The sequence below is a fragment of the Vibrio bathopelagicus genome, assembly GCF_014879975.1.
In the GTDB taxonomy this organism is placed as follows: domain Bacteria; phylum Pseudomonadota; class Gammaproteobacteria; order Enterobacterales; family Vibrionaceae; genus Vibrio; species Vibrio bathopelagicus.
In genome coordinates, this window is sequence record NZ_CP062500.1 from 553,527 (window position 1) to 579,545 (window position 26,019).

Consider the following 26,019-nt stretch of genomic DNA (forward strand, 5'->3'; position numbering starts at 1 on the left):
TCAAAATATGCAATTACACGAGTTGGTTAATACTATCGGCCAAGACCTTCAGCGCCGTTATGGCGAGAAGGTTCATAAACTGACACTGCACGGTGGCTTTAGCTGTCCAAATCGCGACGGAACAATAGGCCGTGGTGGGTGTACTTTCTGTAATGTCGCTTCATTTGCCGACGAACAAACTCAGATTCAAAGTATTGCTGATCAGCTAAAAGATCGTGCGGGTGAAATTGCCCGAGCCAAAAAGTATCTTGCTTACTTTCAGGCTTACACCAGCACTTATGCTGAAGTACAAGTGCTCAAGAATATGTATGAAGAAGCGCTTAGAGCACCGGGTGCTGACATTGTTGGTTTGTGTGTCGGAACAAGACCTGATTGTGTTCCAGATTCGGTGTTGGAACTGCTGGCGGGTTATGTGGAGCAAGGCTATGAAATATGGCTTGAGTTAGGCTTACAAACTGCAAACGACAAAACATTGAAGCGTATTAATCGTGGCCATGATTTTGCGGTGTATGAAACGATAACCCAACGTGCACGTGCTTTAGGAATCAAGGTGTGTACCCACCTTATTGTTGGCCTGCCGAAGGAAACCAAAGCCGATAATCTTGAAACTTTAAACAAAGTACTTGCCGTTGGCACCGATGGTATCAAATTGCATGGACTGCATATTGTAGAGGGCAGCACCATGGCTAAGGCGTGGAAAGCTGGCAAGCTCGAGGCGCCAACGTTGGAGGAGTACATTGATATCGCCAGTGCAATTATCCAACGCACGCCTGCTCATGTGGTTTATCACCGAGTTTCTTCTGCCGCGCGACGTCCAACACTGCTCTCTCCTTTATGGTGTGAAAACCGCTGGTTAGCGATGACAGAAATTGGCCGTTCGTTAGACAAAACGGGCGCTCAAGGCATCGAAACGGGCGCTGAATTTAAGTACACATTACCTGTATTAAACAGCGGTAATTGATAGATTTGAGCAGAAAGTAGGTAACAGCAGATAATCCCTATAATTAGTGGTAACATTTCCCTCACAGAATTGATGGTATAGATTGAGAGTAAATGGAACTGGTTATGACTTGGTTGTGGGACAGGGCTTATGGGTACGGTATTTATATCGTGATCATGTTGCTCATTGGTCTCATCTGCTGGCACCTTTATTCTCGTTATCAGTTACATATAGAAAAACTTCTACTTGCTACGCCATCACCACTCTACTTTGTCGACATCCGAAATGGTGAAATCTTATATGCCAATCGTCAAGCGATGCAGTTGCTCGGTATTCGTCAGATTGGTATCAATTTCCGCTTTCCTACCATTGAAAGTGAAAATAGCTTTCGCCACTACCTGACCAATCATCGCAATTCTCGAGCGTTTGAACAGCTTTCGCTTTGGGCGCTTTCAGAGTTCGAATTCTTCAAAGTGAATCTGGTTGGTCGTCGGATCGTTTTTAGAAGTAAAAGCGCGTGGATGATCCATGCTGCCCCTTATAAAAATACCGACGAAGAATATTCCCAAGAAGTGCGTGAGTTAAATGTCTCACGTACTGCCTTAGACTCTTTATCAGAGTTGATCTACGTGAAAGATCCAAAGGGTGAATTGGTTGCGAGTAATCGATCTTTTAAGAAGTTTTGGCATGGCCGCCCAGAAGAAGGCACCTTGAGTGTTTCTGGTGGTGCGTTGAAAGGGCGTGTGAGTGAGCGCTCTTGGACCACGGATCAAGATGGCAAAAGTTGCCTGCTCGAAACATATCAAAGTGTTTTACTGTCTCAAGATGGTGAAACCATAGGAACGCTTTCTATCAGTCATGACGTGACCGACTGGCATGACATGCAGCAGAAACTGCGTGGTGAGATGGAAAGGCGTAAAGATACCGAAGTGGCTCTTGCTCAGCGTGACACCATCTTACAAAATATCTTAGAAGCGAGCCCTGACTCCATTGGTATCTTCAATGAAAACATGGTGTATCAAGCGTGTAATAAGCCATTTGTGGCGGCGCTTGGTATCTCTGAAGTGTCGGATTTAGTGGGCAAGCGCTTGCAAGATGTGGTGCCTAATAGCATGTACTTGCGTCTTTCTGATACGGATCAGCAAGTGCTTCATCAAGGTAAATCGCTGCGTTACATCGATAAGGTGGTTTCTAGTGATGGCGAGTTCACTTGGTATGATGTAGTGAAATCACCGTTTAGAGATCCGGCTTCGAGTACCAATGGTGTGTTGATCATGGCGCGTGACATCACCGAGCGTTATTTAGCAGAGCAGAAGCTTGAAGAAGCGAACCTTGAACTTGAACGTTTGAGCTTCATGGACAGCTTAACTCAAGTATCAAATCGACGTCGCTTTGATGAGCAGCTATCGACACTGTGGCATTACCATGTGCAAGAGAAGTTGCCACTGACCATTATGCTGTGTGATATCGACTTCTTTAAAGGCTACAACGACTTTTATGGGCACCAACAAGGTGATGATGCACTCGTTCAGGTTTCTCAAGCATTCAAGCAAGTGCTGAATCGTTCATCGGATTGTGTGGCTCGCTACGGCGGTGAAGAGTTTGGCTTTATTCTGCCGAATACGACAGCTGACGGTGCTCTGCTGGTGGCAAAGCGCATTCATGAGGAAGTGCAAAAGCTCGGTATCGAACATGAAGACTCGGCAGTTTCTGAACTCGTGACGGTAAGTATCGGTATCATCTCTTACATACCGACACCGAATGATGAAATGGAGTCGGCGGTCGCATTGGCAGATAGCGCGCTCTATCAAGCGAAGTCTGATGGCCGAAATCAATCAAGTGTCCATCCATCTTCTATACGCTAAGTCAGTTAATTTCTTCTTTTCGTTAACCTATCTAATTTTGATTGGTTAACGGCAATATTGCTACGACTCTCTTGCTGCATGTGATGTAGCTAGCTTACCTCCTATCACCAAACAGGGTAGAATGTTGCTAGTCTTATCGCATGGAGCGCTAAATGAAACCCATGAAAAATCTTGCCCAGTATTACGTCGATCTACTCGTAAAACTGGGGATTGTCCGCTTTTCTATCTTACTCGCCCTAGCGCTTGTTGCCCTAGCTGTTGTTGTGCAAGTTGGGATCACCCTAGCACTCAAAGGTAATGTTGATGATATCGATATTGTCCGCTCCGTTTTCTTTGGTCTGGTGATTACCCCTTGGGCTGTTTATTTCCTTTCTGTGGTTGTTGATCAACTTGAAGAATCTCGTCAAAGGTTGGCCAAGTTAGTCTCTAAGCTTGGCGACATGCGTGAGCGTGATCAAGAACTCAATAACAAGCTCCAGCTCAATATTGAGAAGCTGAATCAAGAAATTGAAGAGCGTGAAAAAGCAGAAGAAGCACGTGCTGAAGCGATGCACGACCTTGAAAATGAGGTGTTTCAACGTGAACGTACTCAGCTTGAATTGGCTGAACGCACCGCACTGCTGCGCTCATTTATCGATGCTTCTCCCGACCTCATTTATTATCGTAATGAAGATGGTGTTTTCTCAGGTTGTAACCGTGCGGTTGAAGAGTTGACGGGGAAAACTGAGAAAGACTTGGTGGGCTTAACTCCTTGGGATGTCTATAGCAAAGAGATCGCTCAACAGGTTATTGAAACCGATAAGAAGGTTTTTGCCGACAATCAGGCACTGACCTATGACCAATGGTTGGAATACCCTGATGGTCGTAAGAGCTACTTCGAGCTACGTAAAGTGCCTTTCTACAGTAAAGATGGCCGCCATCTGGGCTTAGTGGGCTTTGGTCGCGATATTACCGAGCGTAAAGAGCACCAAGAATCACTAGAGAAAGCCAGTCGCGATAAGACCACCTTTATCTCAACTATTAGTCATGAACTAAGAACACCACTTAATGGCATCATCGGCTTGAGCCGAATGTTGTTGGATAGCCAGTTGACCACTGAACAGCGCAAACACATGCAAACCATTAAGGTGAGTGCGGTGACGCTGGGTAATATCTTTAACGATATTATCGATATGGATAAATTTGATCGCCGTAAACTAGAGTTGCTGCCAACCCCGATCAACTTCGAAGATTTCGTTGCCGAGATGGAGAGTATCTCCGCTCTGATGGCAGAACAGAAAGGCTTACGATTCGACCTGGAAAGGTTATCGGACTTACCAACCTCAGTTAAAGTCGATGGCACACGCCTAAGACAAGTGCTGTGGAACTTGGTCAGCAATGCCATGAAGTTCACCAAAGACGGCGGTGTGGTGATGACGGTCAGTGCTGATATCGATGGTGACTTTGCCGACATTACCATGGAAGTCGAAGATACAGGAATAGGCATTCCTGAAAGTGAAGTCGATAAAATTTTCGCGATGTACTATCAGGTGAAGTCTGGCTCTGACAATCTGCATGCGGTGGGCACTGGTATTGGCCTTGCAGTATCGAAGCAACTGATCAATATGATGGACGGCGACATTGACGTTACCAGTGAAGAGGGCTTCGGCAGTACCTTCACGGTTTCTATTCGTGTGCCTGCGAATCACGATACTCAGGCTCTGATTAAGACGCCAAGAAAGCAGTCGAACCTTAAGATCTTCATGGTCGAAGATATTGAACTTAACATTACGGTTGCTCGTTCTCTGCTTGAAAGCTTAGGCCATGAAGTCACGGTGGTGATGACAGGACAAGAGGCACAAATCGTTTTCCATCCAGAAGACTATGATTTGGTGTTGCTGGATATCCAACTGCCAGATATGACAGGTTTCGATATTGCTCAGTACTACCGAGAGAAATACAGCAAGCTGCCACCTTTAGTCGCCTTAACGGCCAATGTCTTAAATAACAAACAAGAGTATCTGCAAAAAGGGATGGATGAAGCGATCAGCAAACCGCTGTCGGTGAAAGCCATCCAAGACGTGATATCCAAATTTATCGAGAACAAACCTGAAGTGATAGAAAAAGTAGAGGTTATTAAACCGGTTGTTTCTTCGATTGACACCACTTTGCTTGATATTGATATGCTAGAGTCTTATGTTGACATTGTTGGGCCGAAACCGGTTTTGGATAGCATCGTGATGTTTGAAGATATGATGCCGGAGTATATGGAAATATTGAATTCCAACATGGTCGCAAAAGATCAAGCTAGCATCGTTTCTGAAGCACATAAGATCAAAGGTGCCGCAGGTTCAATTGGCTTGAAGCGTATCCAGCAAGTTGCTCAGAAAGCTCAATCACCAGATATGCCTGCTTGGTGGGAGAATATTTCAGATTGGGTTGATGAAATTAATAACGAATACCAAAATGACATTGAAGTCTTAAAGAGTTGGTTAAATCAAAGGTAGAAGAATAATGAAAAAATTAGCATTCGCCGCATGCGTTGTGGCATTAGCGGGTTGTTCTGCACCACAAGTTGAATGGCAGCAAGACAATCAAGTAGAAGTCTCTGCAGCGACAGTCACAATGAAAAGCAACCTTTGGCTGAACAAGATGCCGACGATTGGAGAGACTCAAGATAAGACTCTGCACGGTGCTATTTACCTAGAATCGACCTCAGAACTGCCAGCAACACTCGCGGTTGAGAGTGTTACGGTCAAGCAGGGTGCAGATACTTTGTTGGTGACGGCTGACGATCTTGATTTAAGAACGCACAGTGAAACTCAGTGGGAAGTCGCTTTTGTATGGCAACTAGAGATCGACAGCGAACAGCCTGTTGATGTTGCAGTAGAGCTTAAAGATGGCGAAACCGTGAAGTGGTTGGTTGAGAAAGACGTGAAGGTCGATACAGTCTACTAATTGACTTGCCTAATGGTTCACATTGAATGAACAACAAAAAAGGGAGAATGCGTTGGCATTCTCCCTTTTTAATAACGATTGATTCTGCTTCTGATGTTAGAAGGACTAAACGGTTAGAAGAACTAAACGGGCAGAAGCGTAATCAAATTAGTCTTCTAGGTCACCACAAAAGCGGTAGCCTTCACCGTGAATCGTTGCGATGATTTCTGGCGTACCAGAAACTGATTCAAAGTGCTTACGAATACGACGGATTGTTACGTCTACAGTACGATCGTGTGGCTTAAGCTCACGGCCAGTCATCTTCTTAAGAAGATCAGCACGTGTTTGGATCTTACCTGGGTTCTCACAGAAGTGAAGTAGAGCACGGAACTCTGAACGAGGAAGCTTGTAGCCTTCGCCATCTGGGCTAACCAGAGAACGACTGTTGATATCTAGTACCCAACCGTTGAACTCGTACTTCTCAACGCTACGCTTTTCTTCTTGAACAGAGCTTGTGCTCATTGAACGGTTAAGAAGGTTGCGTGCACGGATAGTCAGTTCACGAGGGTTGAAAGGCTTAGTGATGTAGTCATCAGCGCCGATCTCTAGGCCAAGGATCTTATCAACTTCATTATCACGACCAGTTAAGAACATAAGCGCTACGTTTGCTTGCTCACGTAGTTCACGCGCAAGTAGTAGGCCATTCTTACCTGGAAGGTTGATGTCCATAATTACAAGGTTAACTTGGTTGTCAGATAGCACTTGGTGCATCTCTTCACCGTCGCTAGCCTCAAAAACAGCATATCCCTCTGCTTCAAAAATACTCTTTAGAGTGTTACGAGTTACTTGCTCATCTTCAACGATAAGAATCTGCGGGGTTTGCATTTGGCGGTACCTAAATTTGTGACGAAACTGTGCTAATAGAATAAATTCTAGGCAAAAACATAACATACAGGTAATGTAATTTTGATGATAACTTAAAGTTTTCAAAAAAACACTTACTTCCAGCTATCTGCCTTCCTTGAAGTATTGCCCAATAACGTAGATCCAGTACGCCTTTCAATCATTCTGTTAGTGATTGCAGTGGATTCTATAATGTTAACAGCATGCTAACAACGCGAGAATGTTAATTCCATTCACTTTGTTGATTTACATCAATTGCCGTATCGCAACAAACTTTAATAGTATGGCTACAACTTAACCAGTGTTATGGTGACTATTTAGCAGCAAAACTAGAATGATTATTCGAGATAGTTCTCACACCTCGCCTGCTAAAGACCAGATTTTGAACCAAGGAAGCTGAAAGCTGTTCTTAGAGTCTAGTAGATAAATATGCGCAATCAACTCTAATTCAATATTAAATTGAGCATAGAACAATGAAAACAAAGGATTAATTCTAACAACATATAAAAGCATAGAGGCACAGCCGCATTAGCTGGCAACGCCTTACTCACGGAGGATATATGCACGATATAACACCTGATTTGTGTGACGAGTTTGAAAGCAAAGTCACCTTACTGAACATGCCATTACAGAACTTCGGCCAACGTGGTGCGTTCTGGGGAAAAATTGTAACAGTTCGTTGTTATCACGATAATTCCAAGGTTCGTGAGGTTTTAGAGACCGATGGCTGCGGCAAAGTACTCGTCGTAGACGGTAATGGCTCGTGTCAAAAAGCGTTACTTGGCGACCAATTGGCGATTCTTGCCATAGAAAATGGTTGGGAAGGCGTCATTGTGAATGGTGCGGTTCGAGATGTGGCGATGATGGCGCAGATGGATCTTGGTATTCAAGCTCTCGGAGCCTCTCCATTTAAAACCGAAAAGCACGGTGTTGGGCAGGTTAATGTCACGCTCACGGTACATAATCAACTGATTCAACCGGGCGATTATATTTATGCTGACTGGAACGGTGTCTTAATCTCAACTGAGTTGTTGATGGAATCCTAATCACTGGATTGAATCGCGTGAGGTTCTGTTAAGAGGGATTGGATGCTTCCGAATTGATACTGAAGCGATCTTTCAAGGTGAGTTTCAGTGGGTAATTTTAGTTTCCAGGATAACTGAGCTCGCAGGGTAACTTAGGCTCACTGGGAAACACCGCTCACTGGACTCATCAACAGGTTAAAAGCGAAAGCCTAATCCCACTTCAACACCGCGTTGCCACTCTTCATAATCAAGGGTGGCATGCATATCTAAATTGTCTGTTAGCTGGACTCGACTCGATACTTCGGCAGCCACTGACTTGTCGTTATCTTCTGTCTCGTCTTTATATGTATGCAGAGAGCTGTTGAAAGAGATGCGTTCAGAGAATTGATAGCTCACTCCACTCAAGAAACCACTTTCGTATTTGAGAGAGGCACTGTTAATACGTGCTCCCACATAAAGGTCCACATCAGTAAATAAACTGTAGGAATAGCCGCTGTCTACTTTCCACGTATCGAAGCTTTCACTAGAAGCGTTTTGGGTTGAGATAAAGAACTTATGAGAAGAGCTGTCTATCTGGCTTGGTAACAGAGGTAAACCGCTTAATATAGGTAAGTCATCCGCAGAACAAACAGCAGGCACAGCAAAGACTAAAAGAATAAGTAATCTCTTCACTTCCCACTCCTGATGTCATTATTATTGTTCTTCGAACGTTATCGTTCAATTAAAGCACAGAATTTGTACGTTCGCTGCACAATCGATATAGCATTTTGTTATTACTATATATGCAACTGCTTACCCTTGTTTGTTTGATGAGTTAATCCAGTCTCTGAATGGTAGGTTGATGCAGGGTGTTTTATCCCTTAAATGACGGTTTGCTCTGAAAAACGGTGTGAATGTAAAAAAAACGCAACTTTTCATTGACGTCTAGTGGTAAAAATTGATACACGTAGAGTAAAGCACAAGCAGAGAATTTGATATGCAGCACGTAAGCCACCTAGTAATGACCACCACCATTATTATTACCGACATTAACATTGTTGGGGCAGGCTGCTAAGTAACGGATTTTAAAAAAAAGGCCTGTATCCAACAAGATACAGGCCTTTTTTTGTACCATTTTTATGACTTATGGAGAAAGGGATGCGCGTTTTAAAGTTTGGAGGTTCATCATTAGCTGATGCAGATCGTTTTTTACGAGCAGCAGATATCATCGCTAATAATGCCCAGCAAGAAGAGCTAGCCGTTGTACTATCGGCTCCAGGAAAAACAACTAATAAGCTGGTTGCTGTTATTGAAGCAGCACTAAAAAATGGTGAAGCAGACGTACAGATCGCCGAGATCGAATCATCATTCGCTGCATTGTTTACAGAGATTCAAGCGGTATTGCCGTCAGTTGATGGCTCTGCGTTTCAAGAGCAGGTCGATACCTCTCTTGCTCAACTTAAGCAGTTCGTGAATGGTATTAACTTACTGGGCATGTGCCCGAACCATGTTAATGCTCGCATCATCAGTAAAGGTGAGCGAATCTCGATTCAGTTAATGAAAGCGGTATTAGAAGCGAAAGGTCAGCCAGCAAGCCTGATTGACCCAGTGGAATACCTATATGCTAAAGGTGACCACCTTGAAGCGATGGTTGATGTGGACATTTCTACACAGAACTTCCGTCAATCTCCACTTCCACAAGGTCACGTTAACATCATGCCTGGCTTTACGGCGGGTAATGAAAAAGGCGAGCTAGTCACACTAGGTCGTAATGGCTCAGACTATTCTGCGGCTGTATTGGCTGCATGTCTACGTGCAGACTGTTGTGAGATCTGGACTGACGTCGATGGTGTTTACAACTGTGACCCACGCTTAGTAGATGATGCCCGTCTTCTTAAATCACTTAGCTACCAAGAAGCGATGGAGCTTTCTTACTTCGGTGCTTCAGTTCTACACCCGAAAACAATCGCACCTATTGCACAATTCCATATTCCATGTCTGATCAAAAACAGCTTCAACCCACAGGGTGCAGGAACTTTGATTGGCCAAGACACTGGCGAAGATAACCTAGCGATCAAAGGTATCACTACGCTAAGTGACCTAACCATGGTTAACGTATCAGGCCCTGGTATGAAGGGCATGGTAGGCATGGCGAGTCGTGTATTCGGCGCGATGTCTTCTGCAGGCGTTTCTATCGTCCTTATTACTCAATCTTCTTCTGAGTACAGCATCAGCTTCTGTATTGAATCAGCTGACAAAGTGAAAGCGAAGCAAGTGTTGTCGGATGCGTTTGAACTTGAACTTAAAGATGGCCTATTAGAGCCAGTTGAGTTCATGGATGATGTCGCGATTGTAACGCTGGTGGGGGACGGCATGCGTACTTCACGCGGCGTTGCTTCTCAGTTCTTCTCTTCTTTAGCTGAAGTGAACGTCAACATTGTTGCTATCGCTCAAGGCTCTTCAGAGCGTGCTATCTCAGCGGTTATCCCTGAAGATAAAATCTCAGAAGCAATCAAAGCGTGTCACGAAAATCTATTCAACTCTAAGCACTTCCTTGACGTATTCGTCGTTGGTGTTGGCGGTGTCGGCGGTGAACTTGTCGATCAGATCCAACGTCAACAAGGCAAACTGGCTGAAAAAGGTATTGTGATTCGCGTATGTGGTTTAGCAAACAGCAAAGGCTTATTGCTAGACAGTGAAGGCTTACCATTAGAACAATGGCGTGATCGCATGTCGAGCGCGACAGAAGAGTTCAGCCTAGCGCGTTTAGCGGCACTTGTTCAACGTAACCACATCATCAACCCTGTATTGGTTGATTGTACGTCTAGCGAAGGTATTGCCGGACAATACGCTGATTTCCTAGCAGCTGGTTTCCACGTTGTAACACCAAACAAAAAAGCCAACACAGCAAGCATGGCTTACTACCATCAGCTCCGTGAGGTTGCACGTAACTCTCGTCGTAAGTTGATGTACGAGACAACAGTAGGCGCAGGTCTACCGGTAATCGAAAACCTACAGAACCTAATTTCTGCAGGTGATGAGCTTGAGAAGTTCAACGGCATTCTTTCTGGTTCACTGTCTTACATCTTCGGCAAACTTGATGAAGGTATGACACTCAGCCAAGCAACCAACATTGCTAAAGATAACGGCTTTACTGAACCGGACCCTCGTGATGATCTGTCTGGTATGGACGTTGCGCGTAAGCTGCTTATTCTTGCACGTGAAGCGGGTATGGCACTTGAGCTTGAAGATGTTGAAGTTGACCAAGCATTGCCACCGGGTTTTGATGATTCAGGTACGGTTGACGAGTTCATGGCTCGCTTGCCAGAAGCGGATGCATACTTCAAAGAGCAATCAGCTATCGCAGCAGAAGAAGGCAAAGTACTTCGTTATGTGGGTGAGATCGCTGAAGGTAAATGTAAGGTTCGTATCGCAGCTGTTGATGGCGATGATCCAATGTTTAAGATTAAAGATGGCGAGAACGCTCTAGCATTCTACAGCCGTTACTACCAGCCAATCCCACTCGTTCTACGTGGCTACGGTGCAGGTACTGAAGTTACAGCAGCAGGCGTATTCTCTGATGTGATGCGTACTCTTGGTTGGAAATTAGGAGTTTAGGAATGAGTTCAAGTGATATGGATGTTGTCGTTTATGCTCCTGCATCAATTGGCAATGTCAGTGTAGGTTTTGATGTGCTGGGGGCCGCTGTGTCTCCAGTGGATGGCACATTACTGGGTGATCGAGTAATGGTTAAAGCCGGTGATGAACCATTCTCGCTAAAAACAGTTGGCAGCTTTGTTTCTAAGCTGCCAACTGAAACCAAAGAAAATATTGTCTACGACTGCTGGGTTGTGTTCTCTCGCGAGTTAGACAAGAAAGGTATCTCAGTTAAATCTCTAGAGATGACGCTAGAGAAGAACATGCCTATCGGTTCCGGTTTAGGGTCGAGTGCATGTTCAATTGTCGCAGCGCTTGATGCCTTGAACCGTTTTCATGGTCAACCGTTGAATGAAACTGAACTGCTTGCTCTTATGGGTGAAATGGAAGGTAAGATTTCAGGTGGCATACATTACGATAACGTTGCGCCATGTTACCTTGGTGGTGTGCAGTTAATGTTGGAAGAGCTTGGCATTATTAGCCAAGAGGTTCCATGTTTTGACGATTGGTATTGGGTAATGGCTTACCCTGGCATCAAGGTTTCAACGGCCGAAGCGCGAGAGATCTTGCCTTCTCAGTATCGCCGTCAAGATGTGATTGCTCATGGTCGTCATTTAGCTGGCTTTATTCATGCTTGTCACTCTGGTCAGCCCGAGCTAGCGGCTAAGATGATCAAAGACGTGATTGCTGAACCATATCGTGAGAAACTGCTTCCAGGGTTTGCTGATGCACGCAAATATGCAACGTCAGCAGGAGCATTAGCTACTGGAATTTCTGGTAGTGGCCCTACGCTATTTAGCATTTGCAAAGAACAAGATGTCGCCGAGCGTGTTGCACGCTGGTTAGAACAAAATTACGTACAAAATGAAGAAGGATTCGTCCACGTTTGTCGCTTAGATAAGCAAGGTTCGATCGTTACAGGAAGTGAGTTATGAAGCTGTACAACATCAAAGAAAACGATGAGCAAGTCTCTTTTGGCCAAGCCGTTCGTCAAGGTCTAGGCCGTAACCAAGGTCTATTTTTCCCATCAGAACTGCCTAAGTTCGATGACATCGATGCACTACTTGCAGAGGACTTTGTCCCTCGTAGTTCAAAGATTCTTTCTGCTCTAATTGGTGATGAGTTACCAAAAGAACAGATTGATCAACTAGTGGATGCGGCATTCCAATTCCCAGCACCGATCAACCAAGTGAAAGACGGTGTTTACGCACTTGAACTGTTTCACGGTCCAACGTTAGCATTTAAAGATTTCGGTGGCCGTTTTATGGCTCAATCTTTAGCTGCGGTTTCTGATGGCGGTCAAATCACTATCTTAACGGCTACATCGGGTGATACTGGCGCTGCGGTTGCACATGCTTTTTACGGTATGGAAAACATCAATGTTGTGATCCTTTACCCGAAAGGCAAGATCAGCCCACTGCAAGAAAAGCTATTCTGTACGCTAGGTAAGAACATCCACACTGTCGCGATTGATGGCGATTTTGATGCGTGTCAGGCACTAGTAAAAGACGCGTTTGACGACGCTGAACTGCGCAAAGAGATTGGCTTGAACTCAGCAAACTCAATCAACATCAGCCGTTTGATGGCTCAGATTTGTTACTACTTTGAGGCAGCTTCTCAGCTAACCAAAGAGCAACGTGAAAATCTGGTTATCTCTGTACCAAGTGGTAACTTTGGTAACCTAACTGCTGGCCTATTAGCGAAAGCGCTAGGCTTACCAGTTAAACGCTTCATTGCAGCAACCAACGAAAATGACACGGTTCCTCGTTACCTAGAAACAGGCCAATGGGATCCAAAACCAACGGTTGCGACAACATCGAACGCGATGGATGTGAGCCAACCAAACAACTGGCCACGTATCGAAGAGCTTTGCCAGCTGAAAGGTTGGGGACTGGATACTTTGGGTAAAGGTAAAGTATCTGATGAGCAGAGTGCTGAATCAGTACGCGACCTAAAAGCTCAAGGTTACCTATGTGAACCTCATGGTGCGATTGCTTACCGTCTATTGGAAGAGCAGCTGCAAGAGAACGAGACCGGTCTGTTCTTATGTACGGCACACCCGGCTAAATTCAAAGAAGTGGTTGATGACATCTTAGGTACTGACATTGAACTTCCTGGCCCGCTGGCTAAGCACGCGGTGATGGAGTTGTTGTCTGAAGACCTAGATAATGATTTTGAAGCTTTGAAAGTGGTACTTCGTCGAGTTCAGCCATAACGTACTTCTGTATTGTTTGAACAAATAAAAACGGCGCTCAATGAGCGCCGTTTTTGTATTCTAATCTGAGTTCTAAAAATTATAGAGACTCAGTGAATGTACGTGCAATAACGTCACGTTGCTGTTCAGTTGTTAGAGAGTTGAAACGTACAGCGTAACCCGATACACGGATAGTTAGCTGTGGGTAGTTCTCTGGGTGAGCAACTGCGTCTTCAAGCGTTTCACGCTTAAGAACGTTAACGTTTAGGTGTTGACCACCTTCGATACGTGGTGCTGCTTCGATTGCAACTTCACGGCTCTCGTATTCACCTAGATCTGCAGCTGGGATAACTTGGTCAGCTTCAAAACCAGCAGTAGCTGCAACACAACGAGCTTCATTCTTCTCGCTATCTAGTAGCCAGATTGAGTTTAGTAGGTCGTCGTTTGCTGCTTTAGTAATTTGAATACCTTGGATCATAACTATCTCCTAGTCCACTGAATGTGGTTTGATTATGGTGTTAACTTTCGATTTTTATTGAGCTGGGTAATATATACCTAATATTAGTAAGGTTAACATTGATTTAAGTCAAAAAACAACCAAAAACCATATTTTTACAAAGGTGATTATATTGAGGTAAATCAATAAAACCTTTGAAAACAAAGTAATTACAAAATATTTTAAAGTATAAAAAATATTTAACAGTCTTATTTGTTGTAAGTTTACTACATTTGTTGTGTTTTTATTGAACTACAAACGATACGACCCTTTATTTATTAAGCATTCTGAAAGTGTAAAGTGATTTAATGACAAACAATAATTCATCTTCAAAACCTCAAACCAATATTAAGTTTATTGGTGCTCATGTGTCTGCTGCTGGTGGTGTTGATCAGGCGCCAATGCGCGCTCGTGAGATTGGCGCCAATGCGTTCGCACTGTTTACCAAAAACCAGAGACAATGGGCTGCAAAACCATTGGAAGCTAAAACAATCAGCGCCTTTAAGGCCAATTGCAAAATGTTAGGTTTTAGCGCTGAACACATTCTTCCTCATGATTCCTACCTTATTAACTTAGGAGCACCAGAAGAAGAGAAGCTAGAGAAATCACGTGCGGCTTTTATTGATGAAATGGAGCGTTGTAATCAACTTGGACTAACGCTTTTGAATTTTCATCCTGGGAGTCATTTAAAGAAAATCTCAGAAAGCGAATGTTTGGCCAAGATCTCTGAGTCGATCAATTTGGCTCACCAAGCGGTGCCTGATGTAATTGCGGTGATTGAGAATACCTCAGGGCAGGGCACTAATCTGGGTTGGAGGTTTGAGCACCTAGCAGAGATCATCGACCAAGTAGAAGATAAGTCACGCGTCGGCGTATGTTTAGATACCTGCCATACCTTTACTGCCGGTTACGACCTACGAACAAAAGAAGCGTGCGAGCATACTTTTGCAGAGTTCGACCGTATTGTGGGCATGCACTATCTAAGAGCAATGCACATCAATGATTCAAAAGCTGAGTTCGCAAGCCGAGTAGATAGACACCATTCTTTAGGAAAAGGTGAAATTGGCTGGGATTGTTTTGAGTATATTGCCTCGGATTCTCGCTTTAACGGTATCCCTCTTATCTTAGAAACGATTGATTCGACGATCTGGAAAGAGGAAATTCAACAACTTAGAATGTTTCATCGCTCAGCAGCGCTAGCTAGCGAAGAAGCGTAATAATAGAGGGGATAATTAATTTCCTTCTATTTCTAAAAATTGGCACCTTTCTTTCATAGTATTAAAGTGAATATGTAGTTCACGATGTCTTAGAGGAGGTGCCTTTATGTATTCACAAGCCCAAACTTCAACTGTTGCTGTCGCCAGTCGTTTACCGACACCAAATCGTCACGTGCATAGTCATGGTCATCATCGTACACCGCAAAAAAGCGGTTAATCGAACTTAACTTAAATTGCAGCGTCGCTATTAGTTTTCAAGAAACGGTGTTTACTCAAGAAAGGTGATTTCTTAAGAAACGATGTTTACTCAAGAAGCTGTGACTGCTCAATAAATCATGACTTCTCAAGAAGCCAACCCTACACATCATGTTTATTGATAGCTGTATGAGGTATAACTAGAGCCTTATTTAGGACAGTTAGCCGATACAGCTATTTTTTGTCTGGCGAAAGGCCCTAGAAATCTTGATGATTGGGAAGTAAAACGATGAGCGCACCAAAGACTTGGGAATCCATTATTAGTGATGAACGTGAGAAAGAGTACTTTCAGAGTGTTCTCGCTTTTGTCGAGCAGCAACGTAATAGTGGGAAAACCATTTATCCTCCCCAAGAGCAGGTGTTCAGTGCTTTCGATATGACGCCTTTTGAGTCTGTACGCGTGGTTATCCTTGGGCAAGACCCGTATCACGGTGCCAACCAAGCTCACGGCTTAGCATTCTCAGTGCTTCCTGGCGTGAAAATCCCACCGTCTCTGCGTAATATGTACAAAGAGCTCGCACAAGATATAGAGGGCTTTGAGATCCCTAGTCATGGTTACCTTGATACTTGGGCATCTCAAGGGGTGTTAATGTTGAATACGGTACTGACGGTAGAAGAGGCCAAAGCACACTCACATGCCAAGTGTGGTTGGGAAACCTTTACCGATGCCATCATTGCAGAGCTAAATCAGCGTTCTGAGCCGATCATCTTCTTACTGTGGGGCGCGCATGCCCAGAAGAAAGGCCAAGCTATTGATGCAGATAAACACCATGTGTTGGTCGCACCTCATCCATCGCCACTATCAGCACGCCGTGGTTTCTTCGGTTGTAAGCATTTCTCGATGACCAACGAGCTACTCTCTTCTATTAAGCAACAGCCTATCGATTGGACATTACCACTGGTGTTGTAGATTGATGATTTTCTGAGCAGGGTCAAACCACAAATTGCCATCTTCATATACACTTATAAATAGTAGGTGTAATGGAGTGCAATACTATGATGATTGAAAGGATAAGACGAGAGCACGGCTATATGGCTCGTTTGCTCGCGATTCTCAAAAATAAATTAGAGTGCCTGAAGCAAGAGCGTGACATTAACTATAGCTTGATCGCTGAGGTGGTTCATTACTTGATGAACCATTCAGATAAGGTGCATCACCCTAAAGAAGACATTATTTACCGCTACTATCTCAAGCAGTATGGCAGTGACCAAGTGATTGAAGACTTGGAATTAGAGCATCAACTGCTTTCTGAGAAAACAGCTGACTTTTTAGGTTTGGTCGACATGATCCTGCAAGATGCGGTTGTCCCTCAACAGTTTTTCATTGAGCAATTAGAAGGTTTTGTCTCTGTTCAGAAAAAGCATATGGAACTGGAAGAGAGGTTCATTATCCCTAAGATTGTGGACGCGTTTACGGTACAAGATTGGCAAGAGGTTGAATCGCAGTGGCAACTGCCTGAAGATGACCCTGTATTCGGCCAAACCATCGCAGACCAATATAAGCAATTAGCTGCTCGAGTTCGCCAAAGTGAAGGCGAATGTGTGTAGTGAATGGATTAGTCCTCACAAAAAATAAAGGCACCGTTTAGGTGCCTTTATCATTCTATTTATTTGTTGTTCTGATTAAAGCTTAATATCGTCTAAGCTAAAATCGAGACCGAGGTTCATCTCTCTGAGCTCTTTCTCAAGCTGTCGACGGTCGTTGATCGCCTCGATTTCTCGCCATTTTCGTTTAAGTGGTTTTGAGCGAGTCTTGGTAGTAGCACGTGGTAATTCTAGTTCTGATATTTCATCAAATTGAAAGTTGTCCATAAGCTATATCTCCATCCGTGGGCTAGTCTTTACAGACTATTAGATACCATATTTGGTTCTACAATAACCTTGATTTGTTTCTCATTTGTTTCAAAATCATGAAGGTTTTGTTTGCATTTCCTATGCATGCTCACACATTGCTCTTTATTTTCTGTATAAAAAACAAGCAAACAGACTGACGTAAACGATTAAATTATCTGTGTTTTAATGTTAATTCATTGTGCGAAAGGAATAGTACTTTAACGACAATGCATACAGCTGCGTATTGTGTGATGAGGGAGAGGGATTTAATCGCTATAGAAAAAATCACAGATCTTCACTATACCTTGTAAAACCTAGGCTGGTGCTATTTTTATCGAATGTCATTCTTGTTAAACCAAGGCGCTGGCCATTGTTGATATTATGTCCCGATAATGTGACTTTTATTGGGCTTGATTGTTGAAAATTGTGTTAACAAAAGGTGTGTTATTAGTGAAATGTCATTTAAATATTAATCAATTTGCATATTGATTTTTAGGTCATCTCACTGCATTATCCGCCCGTCAAAAAATACACTGATACGTAAAATGGATGCATGAAGCGACATTTACAATCTAGATCGCAACAAATAAATATAAAACGAATGCCGATACAACATTGACACTGGCATAGGCGATTTAGAGGAAGGCTCGGAAGCAAGATCAGTGCTTAAACTCAATTACGAGGTTCACGTGACAGACTTAATCAATTTGATGAACGATCTCCTTTGGGGATCTATCTTAGTTTACTTACTCGTTGGTGTGGGTATCTACTTCACTGTACGACTAGGCTTCATTCAATTCCGCCATTTCGGCCACATGTTCTCTGTTCTTAGAAACAGCCGTAAAGCAGACAGTGCTGGTATCTCTTCTTTCCAAGCTCTTTGTACTAGTCTAGCAGCTCGTGTAGGTACAGGTAACATGGCAGGTGTTGCTGTTGCTCTTACCGCTGGTGGCCCTGGTGCTATCTTCTGGATGTGGCTAATTGCCATGCTGGGTATGGCAACATCGTTTGCAGAAAGCACACTAGCACAGCTATACAAAACACGTGATAACGACGGTAACTACCGTGGCGGTCCTGCATACTACATGGAGAAAGGCCTAGGTATGCGTTGGATGGGGGTTCTATTCTCTATCTTCCTAATCATCGCATTCGGTCTAGTCTTCAACGCAGTTCAAGCGAACGCGATTGCAAGTGCAATGAACACAGCATTCGACTTTGAGCGTAGCTACGTTGGTGTTGGTATCGTTATTATCTCTGCATTCGTTATCTTCGGTGGTATCCGTAAGATTGCTCGCACTGCAGAAATCATTGTTCCAGTTATGGCGCTGGCTTACTTAGCTATCGCTATTTACGTAATGCTAATGAACATTGAGAAAGTGCCTGAAGTTCTGGCTCTTATCTTCAAGAGTGCATTCGGTCTGCAAGAAGCAGCAGCGGGTGGCCTAGGTTACGCAATCGCACAAGCGATGATTAACGGCATCAAACGTGGTTTGTTTTCGAACGAAGCGGGTATGGGTTCTGCGCCAAACGCAGCAGCTTCTGCTACGCCTTACCCACCGCACCCAGCATCACAAGGTTATGTGCAAATGCTAGGTGTGTTCATGGACACGATTGTTATCTGTTCTGCAACAGTAGCAATCATCCTGATGTCTGGTGAGTATGTACCACACGGTGAAGTAACGGGTATCGAACTAACGCAACGTGCACTAACGGCACAAGTGGGCGAATGGGGTGGCATCTTTGTAGCGGTAGCGATTTTCTTCTTCGCTTTCACTTCAATCATTGCAAACTACTCGTACGCTGAAACGAACCTTATCTTCCTAGAGCACAACAACAAGAAGGGCCTAGTGCTGTTCCGTATCGTTGTACTGGGTATGGTTATGTTCGGTTCTCTCGCGACACTACCAACGGTATGGGCATTGGCTGACGTATCGATGGGCCTAATGGCGATTGTTAACTTGGTAGCGATTATCTTGCTATCGGGTATCGTGATTAAGCTAGCGAAAGACTACAACCGTCAATTAGACGCGGGTAAAGTACCTACGTTCGATGCAGATGATTTCCCAGAGCTTAAGGCTCAATTGGAAGATGGTATTTGGGTTAACAACAAGAAGAAGTAATCTTGTTGGAGTGATTCATCGCTCATCCTAAAATCATTAGAAAGGCTAAGGTTTCGACCTTAGCCTTTTTCTTTGCCTGCGATTTCTATGTATCTGCGATCTTTCTTTGCAAGCGACTTATAGCTAGATCTGTCTATCAAAGTAATAGGAAGAGTCATAAAGACAAGTTGATGTTTTTTCTATACTCTAGCTGCATCCAGTTAGATAACCGATTAGGGTAAAGTTATGTTAGTTGTCGTTTCTCCAGCCAAGACATTAGATTACGAATCACCATTAGCGACTGAGCGCTTCAGCCAGCCAGAGTTTGTTGAACACTCTGCAGAGCTTATTGAAGTGTGTCGTAAGCTGACACCTGCTGATGTATCAGCACTGATGAAGGTAAGCGATAAGATTGCTGGGCTGAACGTAGCGCGCTTTGAGCAATGGAGCGAGACCTTTACCCAAGAGAATGCTCGCCAAGCTATTTTGGCGTTCAAAGGTGACGTCTACACAGGCTTAGATGCTGAAACGCTGTCGGACGATGATTTTGACTACGCACAGAATCACCTACGCATGCTTTCCGGCTTATATGGGTTATTGAAGCCATTAGATTTGATGCAGCCATACCGCCTAGAGATGGGCACACGCTTAGCCAATGAGCGTGGCACTAACTTGTACCAGTTCTGGGGCAATATCATCACAGATAAGCTGAATGAAGCGTTGAATGCTCAAGGCGATAATGTGTTGATTAACCTAGCATCGAACGAATACTTTAAAGCGGTGAAGCCGAAGAGCCTTGATGGTCAAATCATCACCCCAGTTTTTAAAGACTGCAAGAATGGCCAGTACAAGGTGATCAGCTTTTACGCGAAGAAAGCGCGTGGCATGATGGCTCGCTACATTATTGAGAACAAAATCGATTCAGTGGAAGCGCTGACCAAATTTGATACCGCGGGTTACTACTTCGTTGAAGAAGAGTCGAATGCGAAAGAGTTAGTCTTCAAGCGTGAAGAGCAAAACTAGCAGCCCTTGGCTAACGAGTTACTCTCGGTTTTAGCCTGATCACAGGCCAGATAGAGAAAAGCCCCATGCAGAGAACTGCATGGGACTTTTTATTGAATCATTGAAAGGCGGTTAGGTTACTTGTTCTTAACGGCTTTCTTTTTCTTAGCGATTTTCTTTTTCTTAGCAATCTTTTGCTTTGCTACCGCTTTCTTATCTTCTTTCTTCGGTTTCTTTTTCTTCGTTACCGCGGCTTTCTTATGCGTTGGACGCATGCCTTCGATGAAGCGTTCTTTGATCGCATCTTCAGTGTAACGAGCCACACGTTCAATCATTAGCTGATCGTGCGCTTCAATGATAGAAACCGCGTTACCTTTCTTACCTGCACGAGCCGTACGGCCAATACGGTGTAGGTAGACATCTGCTGTACGTGGCATGTCGTAGTTAATAACGTGGCTCACATCAGGAAGGTCAATACCACGAGCTGCGACGTCAGTTGCCAGCAGTACGTTGATAGAACCATCGCGGAAACGAGAAATCGCGTTGTTACGACGATCTTGAGGCATTTCACCTTGGATCCATACACACGGGATCTGTGCACTTTCTAGTTGAGCTCGAAGGTCACCTAGGCGGTCACGAGTCTTCAAGAAGATGATGCTGCGTTCAGCTTGCTCTGTGATGATATGTTTTAGGATATCAAGCTTGTGCTTAGCTGAATCGGCGCGGTGATACCATTGAGTGATCTTCTTACGTTCACGCAATGATGATTTCGCATCGATCTCTGCTGGGTTTTTCAGAAGATCTTCAGTGAAACCTTCAATACCTTTACCTTCTAGCGTTGCTGAGAAAAGTAAAGTTTGTTTACGCCAGCGACATTCTGCTGATAAACGGTCCACAACCGGGCCAAAGCCCATATCTAGCATGCGGTCTGCTTCATCCAGAACTAACCATTCAATTGCACGACAATCGAAACGCTCACCTTCAATGTATTCCATCAGACGACCTGGTGTAGCCACCACGATATCTTGAGTCGTACTTAAGATGTCAGCGTGCTCTTGGTACATCACGCCGCCTGTGATCGTAAAGATATTTAGGCTGGTGTACTTAGCGAGTTCACGAGCTTGCTCGGTGATCTGCATTGCTAGTTCACGCGTTGGCGTTAGGATAAGCATACGTGCAGGACCTGACTTCTTACGTGGGAAGTCCAGTAGGTATTGCAGTGCTGGCAGTACAAATGAAGCTGTTTTACCGGTACCTGTTGGCGCAGAAGCCAAAACGTCTCTTCCATCTAACGCTTGTGGGATAGCTTCAGCTTGTATCTGTGTAGGGCGCTCGTAGCCCATTTCGTCAATTGCTTTAAGCAGCTCTTGGTTTAGATCGAGTTCTGCAAAGGTTCTGATCACTGTTGTTTCTCCACAAGCAATAAATGTTTCTGCTTCTAACAGCAGACGATAAAAAAGAGTAGTCGGACATTATAGAAGCATTAGTGATTAGGATCACATGGTATTTGCTACATCTTGAGATAAAAATCTTTAGTAAGTGCAATAAATACCTCGCTATAACCGCCATCACCATGGATTGTAAGCGATTCACACTGAAGATCTCGCTCACAAGCAGGATCTTTAGATAGTTCAAATAGGATTCTGCTTGGCGGTTTTTTGTCGGTTGTTTTCACATCAAGGCGCTTTGCTAGGTACCAACCACATTGCTCGGCCAGTTTTATAAAGCTTTCCCCTTCTGGCGTTGGCAGTATGAAGCTTGCGGTTGCACTCTCTGTTGTGAGCTTGAAACAGCGTTTGGCGAGTTCAAGATGATCCAAACTTGTTGTGTGTCTAGCGGTGGCCCTTTGACTTTGCTTTGCCTGCTCGCCTGAATTGAAATAAGGGGGATTACAAACGATGGCATCAAATGCTTGAGGAAACGCGGCCGTTAAAATACTGCCTTGGTGAAGGCTAATACGATCTTGCCAAGGCGACTGTTCAATATTGATGGTCGCAGCATGGATCGCATGCTGATCAATATCAATGGCCGAGATTGAGGCACCTTTGAAACGTTGAGCCGCCATCAGAGCTAACAATCCTGTGCCTGTCCCTATATCGAGTACCGACTCTTTTTCCGTAAGGTTAACCCATGCACCGAGTAGTACTCCATCGGTACTGACAGGCATACCGCTCTGCCCACCGTAAATAGAGAATTTTTTGAAATCGAAGCTTTTGGTTTCTATGGTTTTGTCTTTCATGAATGTTCTGAGTATCGAGATATTTTAAGTGATTAGCTCTAATGTTAATCAGTTGTATGAATCAATGTTCTGCTTGGAGAACTATTGTTGTGAATTATGGTTAGTTTATAATTATGGCTATTTTTCCATATCCAGTGGAATCCACTGCTTTTTGTTCGTATATGCAAATTTATATGGTGTTTTTTTATGGTGACTTGCAGCTAGGCGAGCGTTTCGTCATTATGCGCGACTATTTTATAGATTGATTGGCAGCCTTGAGCTGTAACATTCATGTAAGCACAACATAAATTCATAAATATAATTAAGGATTATCTGTGAAACAGAGTCTAAAACTAACAGATATAATGGCATTGGGCTTTATGCTTTTTGCGTTTTTCTTAGGTGCGGGTAACATCATCTTCCCACCTCTTGCTGGCCAATTGGCTGGTGACCACTTTCTTCCAGCGATGTCTGGTTTCCTGCTGACCGCCGTTGGTCTGCCGTTAATCACTATCGTCGCAGTCGCAGTGGCGGGTGGCTCTTGGGGTCATCTAACCAAAGATCTTCCTAAGCAAGCTGCAACTATCATGGCTGTGCTGATCTTCATCATTATCGGTCCTGCATTTGCTGCGCCACGTACCGGTCTTGTTGCTTATGAGATGGCGGTGAAACCGTTCTTCATCGATGCCTCTCAAGCTCACCTCACTCTTTTTTCGATTGCATTTTTTGTGGTAGCGATGTTCTTCTCATGGTCGCAAGGTAAGCTTATCGACGTGATTGGTAAGGTACTAACACCAGTACTGTTCGTTGGTTTAGTTGTACTGGCGATCGCTGTATTCGTTAATCCTCAAGGCGATATTCTTGCGGCTCACGGTGAGTACATCACTCAGCCACTGACCAAAGGTTTCCTTGAAGGCTACAACACCATGGATACTTTTGCTTCTTTGATGTTTGGTATGCTGATTGTTGACGCGATTCGTAGCAAGGGCATTACTGACCGTGCAGCGACGACTAAGTATCTGATCAGCGCAGGTTGCATTGCTGCTGCTGGCCTAGCGTTTGTTTACATCTCTCTGTTCTTCCTCGGCGCAACAAGCGCAACAGTTGCAGCGGGTGCGGACAATGGCGGTGCTATCTTAAGCCTTTATGTTCAATCGTTGTTTGGTCCTTCTGGTCAGCTAGTGCTTTCTGCCATCGTACTATTGGCGTGTCTAACAACGGCGATTGGCCTTGTATCAGCATGTTCTGATTACTTCAGCTCGCTAACACCGCTGTCTTACAAGACTTGGGTCATCATCAATGGTGTAGCTTGTGCAACCGTAGCGAACGTTGGTCTTTCTCAGCTGATTTCACTGTCTGTACCTGTATTGTTTGCGCTTTACCCAGTAGCTATCGCTCTAGTAGCACTGACGTTCTTGCGTAGCCGTTTCCCTAATCCAAAAGCGGCTTACCGCGTGGTGGTATTAGTGTCACTGCTGTTTGCTCTTATCGATGGCGCTAAAGTAGCGGGTGTAGATGTGTCTGCACTTAAGATGCTGCCATTGTTTGAGATTGGTATGGGTTGGTTGCTTCCAACTGCTGCCGCAATCATCTGTATGTTCTTTGTTGGTAAATCGACAGAACAAGAGATGGCGGAAAAGACAGTTTAATCTTCCGTTGAGATTAAATCGTTAGCCCGTATTCAATCAAAAGTTGAATAGAAAAGGCCTCATTACTTCGCAGTAATGAGGCCTTTTTGTATCTAATCGATAATGTTCTTTCGGCTTGGAGTTAGAAACTCGCGCTTAATTCTTAACGCTTAGCTCTAAGAAAACTGAGCTTAAAGCTTTTCGCTGTACTCGACGAGTACTTGTTCAACCCAAGTTGCGATGCGTTCGTCGCTGAGTTCATACTGTGAATCTTCATCCAGAGCTAAGCCAACAAATTGAGATTTGTCTTCCGTTAACGCTTTAGATGCTTCGAACTCGTAGCTGTCATCGTTTGGCCAGAAGCCGACAAATTCAGCGCCTGCGGTTTTCAGTTCATCATGCAATAGTCCCATCGCATCTAAGAACCATTCACCGTAGCCCTCTTGATCACCTAGACCAAACAGAGCCACAACCTTGCCTTTCATTGGCGTGGTTGCGATGTCTTCCCACAACTCATTCCAGTCTTCTTGAATCTCACCGAAATCCCATGTTGAGATACCAAGCAGTAATAGGTCGTAGTCCGCCATAAAAGAAAGAGGGGTTTCTTTCACGTTATGGATATCAACTAGGTCTTCACCAATAATGCCGCGAATCTTCTCTGCTGCCATTTCGGTATAGCAGGTGGTTGAGCCGTAAAATAATCCAATTTTCATAGCAAACGTTCGATTTTAATTTCAGATGGCGAATTCTAACCATAAATCGACTTCGATTGCAGCGATTATCCGCTCAAGTCGTAATTTTTATGGCATTCATATTTGCTCTGACATACTCTCAAAATAGTTTCCAATATTGTGAGTAACACTATGCAGTCGCCTCAAGGGCAGAGCGCAGACCACGGTCTAGTTGAACAGTTTTTAGATGCTATGTGGATGGAGAGAGGGTTATCAGAGAATACACTCGTCTCTTATCGTACGGATTTATCCAAACTACTGACGTGGATGGAAAAGCACAATTATCGCCTCGATTTTATTAGCCTTTCGGGGCTACAAGACTATCAAGGTTGGTTAGCCGACGCCGATTTCAAGCAGACTTCTCGTGCTCGTATGTTGTCTGCCATTCGTCGTTTGTTCCAATATTTACATCGCGAGAAAGTAAGAGCCGACGACCCTAGTGCATTGTTGATCAGCCCGAAACTGCCGAAGCGCTTACCGAAAGATCTAAGTGAAGAGCAAGTGGATTCACTGCTTGAAGCGCCAGATCCAAACGACCCCATTGAGCTTCGCGATAAAGCGATGCTTGAGTTACTCTATGCAACTGGACTTCGTGTGACTGAGCTCGTTAGCTTGACCATGGAAAACATCAGCCTAAGGCAAGGTGTGGTGCGTGTGATCGGTAAAGGTGGCAAAGAGCGCTTAGTACCAATGGGCGAAAATGCGGTGGATTGGATAGAGACATTTATTGAGCAAGGTCGTCCACAATTGTTGGGTGATAATAGTTCGGATGTGGTTTTTCCGAGTAAACGAGCAAAGCAAATGACCCGTCAAACGTTCTGGTATCGTATCAAGCATTATTCGGTGATAGCGGGCATCGACACGGAATTATTGTCGCCACACGTATTAAGGCATGCTTTTGCAACGCATTTACTGAACTATGGCGCAGATCTCAGGGTCGTACAGATGTTGCTTGGGCATAGTGACTTATCGACAACCCAAATTTATACTCACGTGGCGACTGAAAGGCTGAAGCAAATTCACGCTCAGCACCACCCACGTGCTTAAATCCATTTATTTTT

Annotated in this window: 23 protein-coding genes and 1 other annotated feature; of the genes, 15 read left to right on the plus strand and 8 right to left on the minus strand. The window is 44.2% G+C overall.

What is annotated here, in order from left to right; translation table 11 throughout:
- The first annotated feature begins 7 nt into the window (after positions 1–7).
- The 4 genes from IHV80_RS02510 to IHV80_RS02525 all read left to right on the plus strand — a co-directional run bounded on the left by IHV80_RS02510 (position 8) and on the right by IHV80_RS02525 (position 5,742).
- Positions 8–961: a TIGR01212 family radical SAM protein gene (locus tag IHV80_RS02510; RefSeq protein ID WP_192889967.1), complete on the plus strand. Its 954-nt coding sequence runs from the start codon at positions 8–10 to the stop codon at positions 959–961.
- 92 nt (positions 962–1,053) lie between these two features.
- A complete protein-coding gene (locus tag IHV80_RS02515; protein WP_192889968.1) occupies positions 1,054–2,805 on the plus strand; it encodes a sensor domain-containing diguanylate cyclase in 1,752 nt (583 codons plus the stop codon).
- A gap of 152 nt (positions 2,806–2,957) precedes the next feature.
- Positions 2,958–5,291, plus strand: a complete 2,334-nt coding sequence (gene arcB / locus IHV80_RS02520) for an aerobic respiration two-component sensor histidine kinase ArcB (protein ID WP_192889969.1) — start codon at positions 2,958–2,960, stop codon at positions 5,289–5,291.
- Between the two features lie 7 nt (positions 5,292–5,298).
- Positions 5,299–5,742, plus strand: a complete 444-nt coding sequence (locus IHV80_RS02525; protein ID WP_017106799.1) for a hypothetical protein — start codon at positions 5,299–5,301, stop codon at positions 5,740–5,742.
- Between the two features lie 147 nt (positions 5,743–5,889).
- On the opposite strand, the gene arcA is transcribed toward IHV80_RS02525, so the two are convergent.
- Both arcA and IHV80_RS25385 read right to left on the minus strand, forming a co-directional pair.
- Positions 5,890–6,606, minus strand: coding sequence for a two-component system response regulator ArcA (gene arcA, locus IHV80_RS02530; RefSeq protein ID WP_004741534.1), 717 nt, complete (start codon positions 6,604–6,606; stop codon positions 5,890–5,892).
- Positions 6,607–6,978: 372 nt separating this feature from the next.
- The gene (locus IHV80_RS25385) at positions 6,979–7,137 is read right to left on the minus strand and encodes a ribonuclease activity regulator protein RraA (RefSeq protein WP_318842408.1); all 159 of its coding nucleotides are present in this window, start codon (positions 7,135–7,137) and stop codon (positions 6,979–6,981) included.
- A gap of 47 nt (positions 7,138–7,184) precedes the next feature.
- On the opposite strand from IHV80_RS25385, the gene IHV80_RS02535 reads away from it, so the two are divergent.
- A complete protein-coding gene (locus IHV80_RS02535; protein ID WP_192889970.1) occupies positions 7,185–7,670 on the plus strand; it encodes a putative 4-hydroxy-4-methyl-2-oxoglutarate aldolase in 486 nt (161 codons plus the stop codon).
- A gap of 174 nt (positions 7,671–7,844) precedes the next feature.
- Here IHV80_RS02535 and IHV80_RS02540 read toward each other — a convergent pair whose 3' ends face one another.
- Positions 7,845–8,321: a ribonuclease regulator gene (locus IHV80_RS02540; RefSeq protein WP_192889971.1), complete on the minus strand. Its 477-nt coding sequence runs from the start codon at positions 8,319–8,321 to the stop codon at positions 7,845–7,847.
- A gap of 317 nt (positions 8,322–8,638) precedes the next feature.
- Positions 8,639–8,757 (plus strand) — a sequence feature (Thr leader region).
- Positions 8,758–8,786: 29 nt separating this feature from the next.
- Here IHV80_RS02540 and thrA point away from each other — a divergent pair.
- Genes thrA through thrC form a run of 3 tightly spaced genes read left to right on the plus strand, consistent with a single transcriptional unit; the run spans position 8,787 to position 13,500 of the window.
- On the plus strand, positions 8,787–11,246 hold the full coding sequence (gene thrA / locus IHV80_RS02545) for a bifunctional aspartate kinase/homoserine dehydrogenase I (protein ID WP_192889972.1): 2,460 nt from the start codon (positions 8,787–8,789) through the stop codon (positions 11,244–11,246).
- Positions 11,247–11,263: 17 nt separating this feature from the next.
- Positions 11,264–12,220 carry a homoserine kinase gene (thrB, locus tag IHV80_RS02550; RefSeq protein ID WP_192890709.1) on the plus strand — a complete coding sequence of 319 codons (957 nt, stop codon included), beginning with the start codon at positions 11,264–11,266 and terminating at the stop codon, positions 12,218–12,220.
- Positions 12,217–13,500: a threonine synthase gene (thrC, locus tag IHV80_RS02555; protein WP_192889973.1), complete on the plus strand. Its 1,284-nt coding sequence runs from the start codon at positions 12,217–12,219 to the stop codon at positions 13,498–13,500. Before thrB ends, thrC begins: the two co-directional genes overlap by 4 nt.
- A gap of 79 nt (positions 13,501–13,579) precedes the next feature.
- On the opposite strand, the gene grcA is transcribed toward thrC, so the two are convergent.
- On the minus strand, positions 13,580–13,957 hold the full coding sequence (grcA, locus tag IHV80_RS02560; RefSeq protein WP_004739575.1) for an autonomous glycyl radical cofactor GrcA: 378 nt from the start codon (positions 13,955–13,957) through the stop codon (positions 13,580–13,582).
- A 326-nt stretch (positions 13,958–14,283) separates the two neighbouring features.
- Between grcA and nfo the strand changes: the two genes are divergently transcribed.
- From nfo to IHV80_RS02575, 3 genes are all read left to right on the plus strand, one after another.
- The gene (gene nfo, locus IHV80_RS02565) at positions 14,284–15,192 is read left to right on the plus strand and encodes a deoxyribonuclease IV (protein ID WP_192889974.1); all 909 of its coding nucleotides are present in this window, start codon (positions 14,284–14,286) and stop codon (positions 15,190–15,192) included.
- Positions 15,193–15,676: 484 nt separating this feature from the next.
- Positions 15,677–16,357 (plus strand): uracil-DNA glycosylase, encoded by a 681-nt coding sequence (gene ung / locus IHV80_RS02570; protein WP_192889975.1) that lies wholly within the window; start codon positions 15,677–15,679, stop codon positions 16,355–16,357.
- Positions 16,358–16,443: 86 nt separating this feature from the next.
- Positions 16,444–16,995, plus strand: a complete 552-nt coding sequence (locus IHV80_RS02575; protein ID WP_102434689.1) for a hemerythrin domain-containing protein — start codon at positions 16,444–16,446, stop codon at positions 16,993–16,995.
- Between the two features lie 75 nt (positions 16,996–17,070).
- Here IHV80_RS02575 and IHV80_RS02580 read toward each other — a convergent pair whose 3' ends face one another.
- Positions 17,071–17,259 (minus strand): DUF3545 family protein, encoded by a 189-nt coding sequence (locus IHV80_RS02580; protein ID WP_102434690.1) that lies wholly within the window; start codon positions 17,257–17,259, stop codon positions 17,071–17,073.
- 710 nt (positions 17,260–17,969) lie between these two features.
- Between IHV80_RS02580 and IHV80_RS02585 the strand changes: the two genes are divergently transcribed.
- Positions 17,970–19,400, plus strand: a complete 1,431-nt coding sequence (locus tag IHV80_RS02585; protein ID WP_192889976.1) for an alanine/glycine:cation symporter family protein — start codon at positions 17,970–17,972, stop codon at positions 19,398–19,400.
- A gap of 225 nt (positions 19,401–19,625) precedes the next feature.
- Positions 19,626–20,402 (plus strand): peroxide stress protein YaaA, encoded by a 777-nt coding sequence (gene yaaA / locus IHV80_RS02590; RefSeq protein ID WP_017110544.1) that lies wholly within the window; start codon positions 19,626–19,628, stop codon positions 20,400–20,402.
- Positions 20,403–20,518: 116 nt separating this feature from the next.
- Here yaaA and srmB read toward each other — a convergent pair whose 3' ends face one another.
- Entirely contained in the window at positions 20,519–21,784 is a 1,266-nt protein-coding gene (srmB, locus tag IHV80_RS02595) for an ATP-dependent RNA helicase SrmB (protein WP_009848422.1), read from the minus strand.
- A 107-nt stretch (positions 21,785–21,891) separates the two neighbouring features.
- Positions 21,892–22,620 carry a tRNA1(Val) (adenine(37)-N6)-methyltransferase gene (locus tag IHV80_RS02600; protein WP_192889977.1) on the minus strand — a complete coding sequence of 243 codons (729 nt, stop codon included), beginning with the start codon at positions 22,618–22,620 and terminating at the stop codon, positions 21,892–21,894.
- Positions 22,621–22,934: 314 nt separating this feature from the next.
- Here IHV80_RS02600 and brnQ point away from each other — a divergent pair, with 314 nt between their 5' ends.
- Positions 22,935–24,248 carry a branched-chain amino acid transport system II carrier protein gene (brnQ, locus tag IHV80_RS02605; protein WP_192889978.1) on the plus strand — a complete coding sequence of 438 codons (1,314 nt, stop codon included), beginning with the start codon at positions 22,935–22,937 and terminating at the stop codon, positions 24,246–24,248.
- A 170-nt stretch (positions 24,249–24,418) separates the two neighbouring features.
- Here brnQ and fldB read toward each other — a convergent pair whose 3' ends face one another.
- Positions 24,419–24,940 (minus strand): flavodoxin FldB, encoded by a 522-nt coding sequence (fldB, locus tag IHV80_RS02610; RefSeq protein WP_004735008.1) that lies wholly within the window; start codon positions 24,938–24,940, stop codon positions 24,419–24,421.
- 150 nt (positions 24,941–25,090) lie between these two features.
- Here fldB and xerD point away from each other — a divergent pair, with 150 nt between their 5' ends.
- Complete coding sequence (xerD, locus tag IHV80_RS02615; RefSeq protein WP_065105633.1) at positions 25,091–26,005, plus strand: site-specific tyrosine recombinase XerD; 915 nt, start codon at positions 25,091–25,093, stop codon at positions 26,003–26,005.
- Positions 26,006–26,019 lie beyond the last annotated feature (14 nt).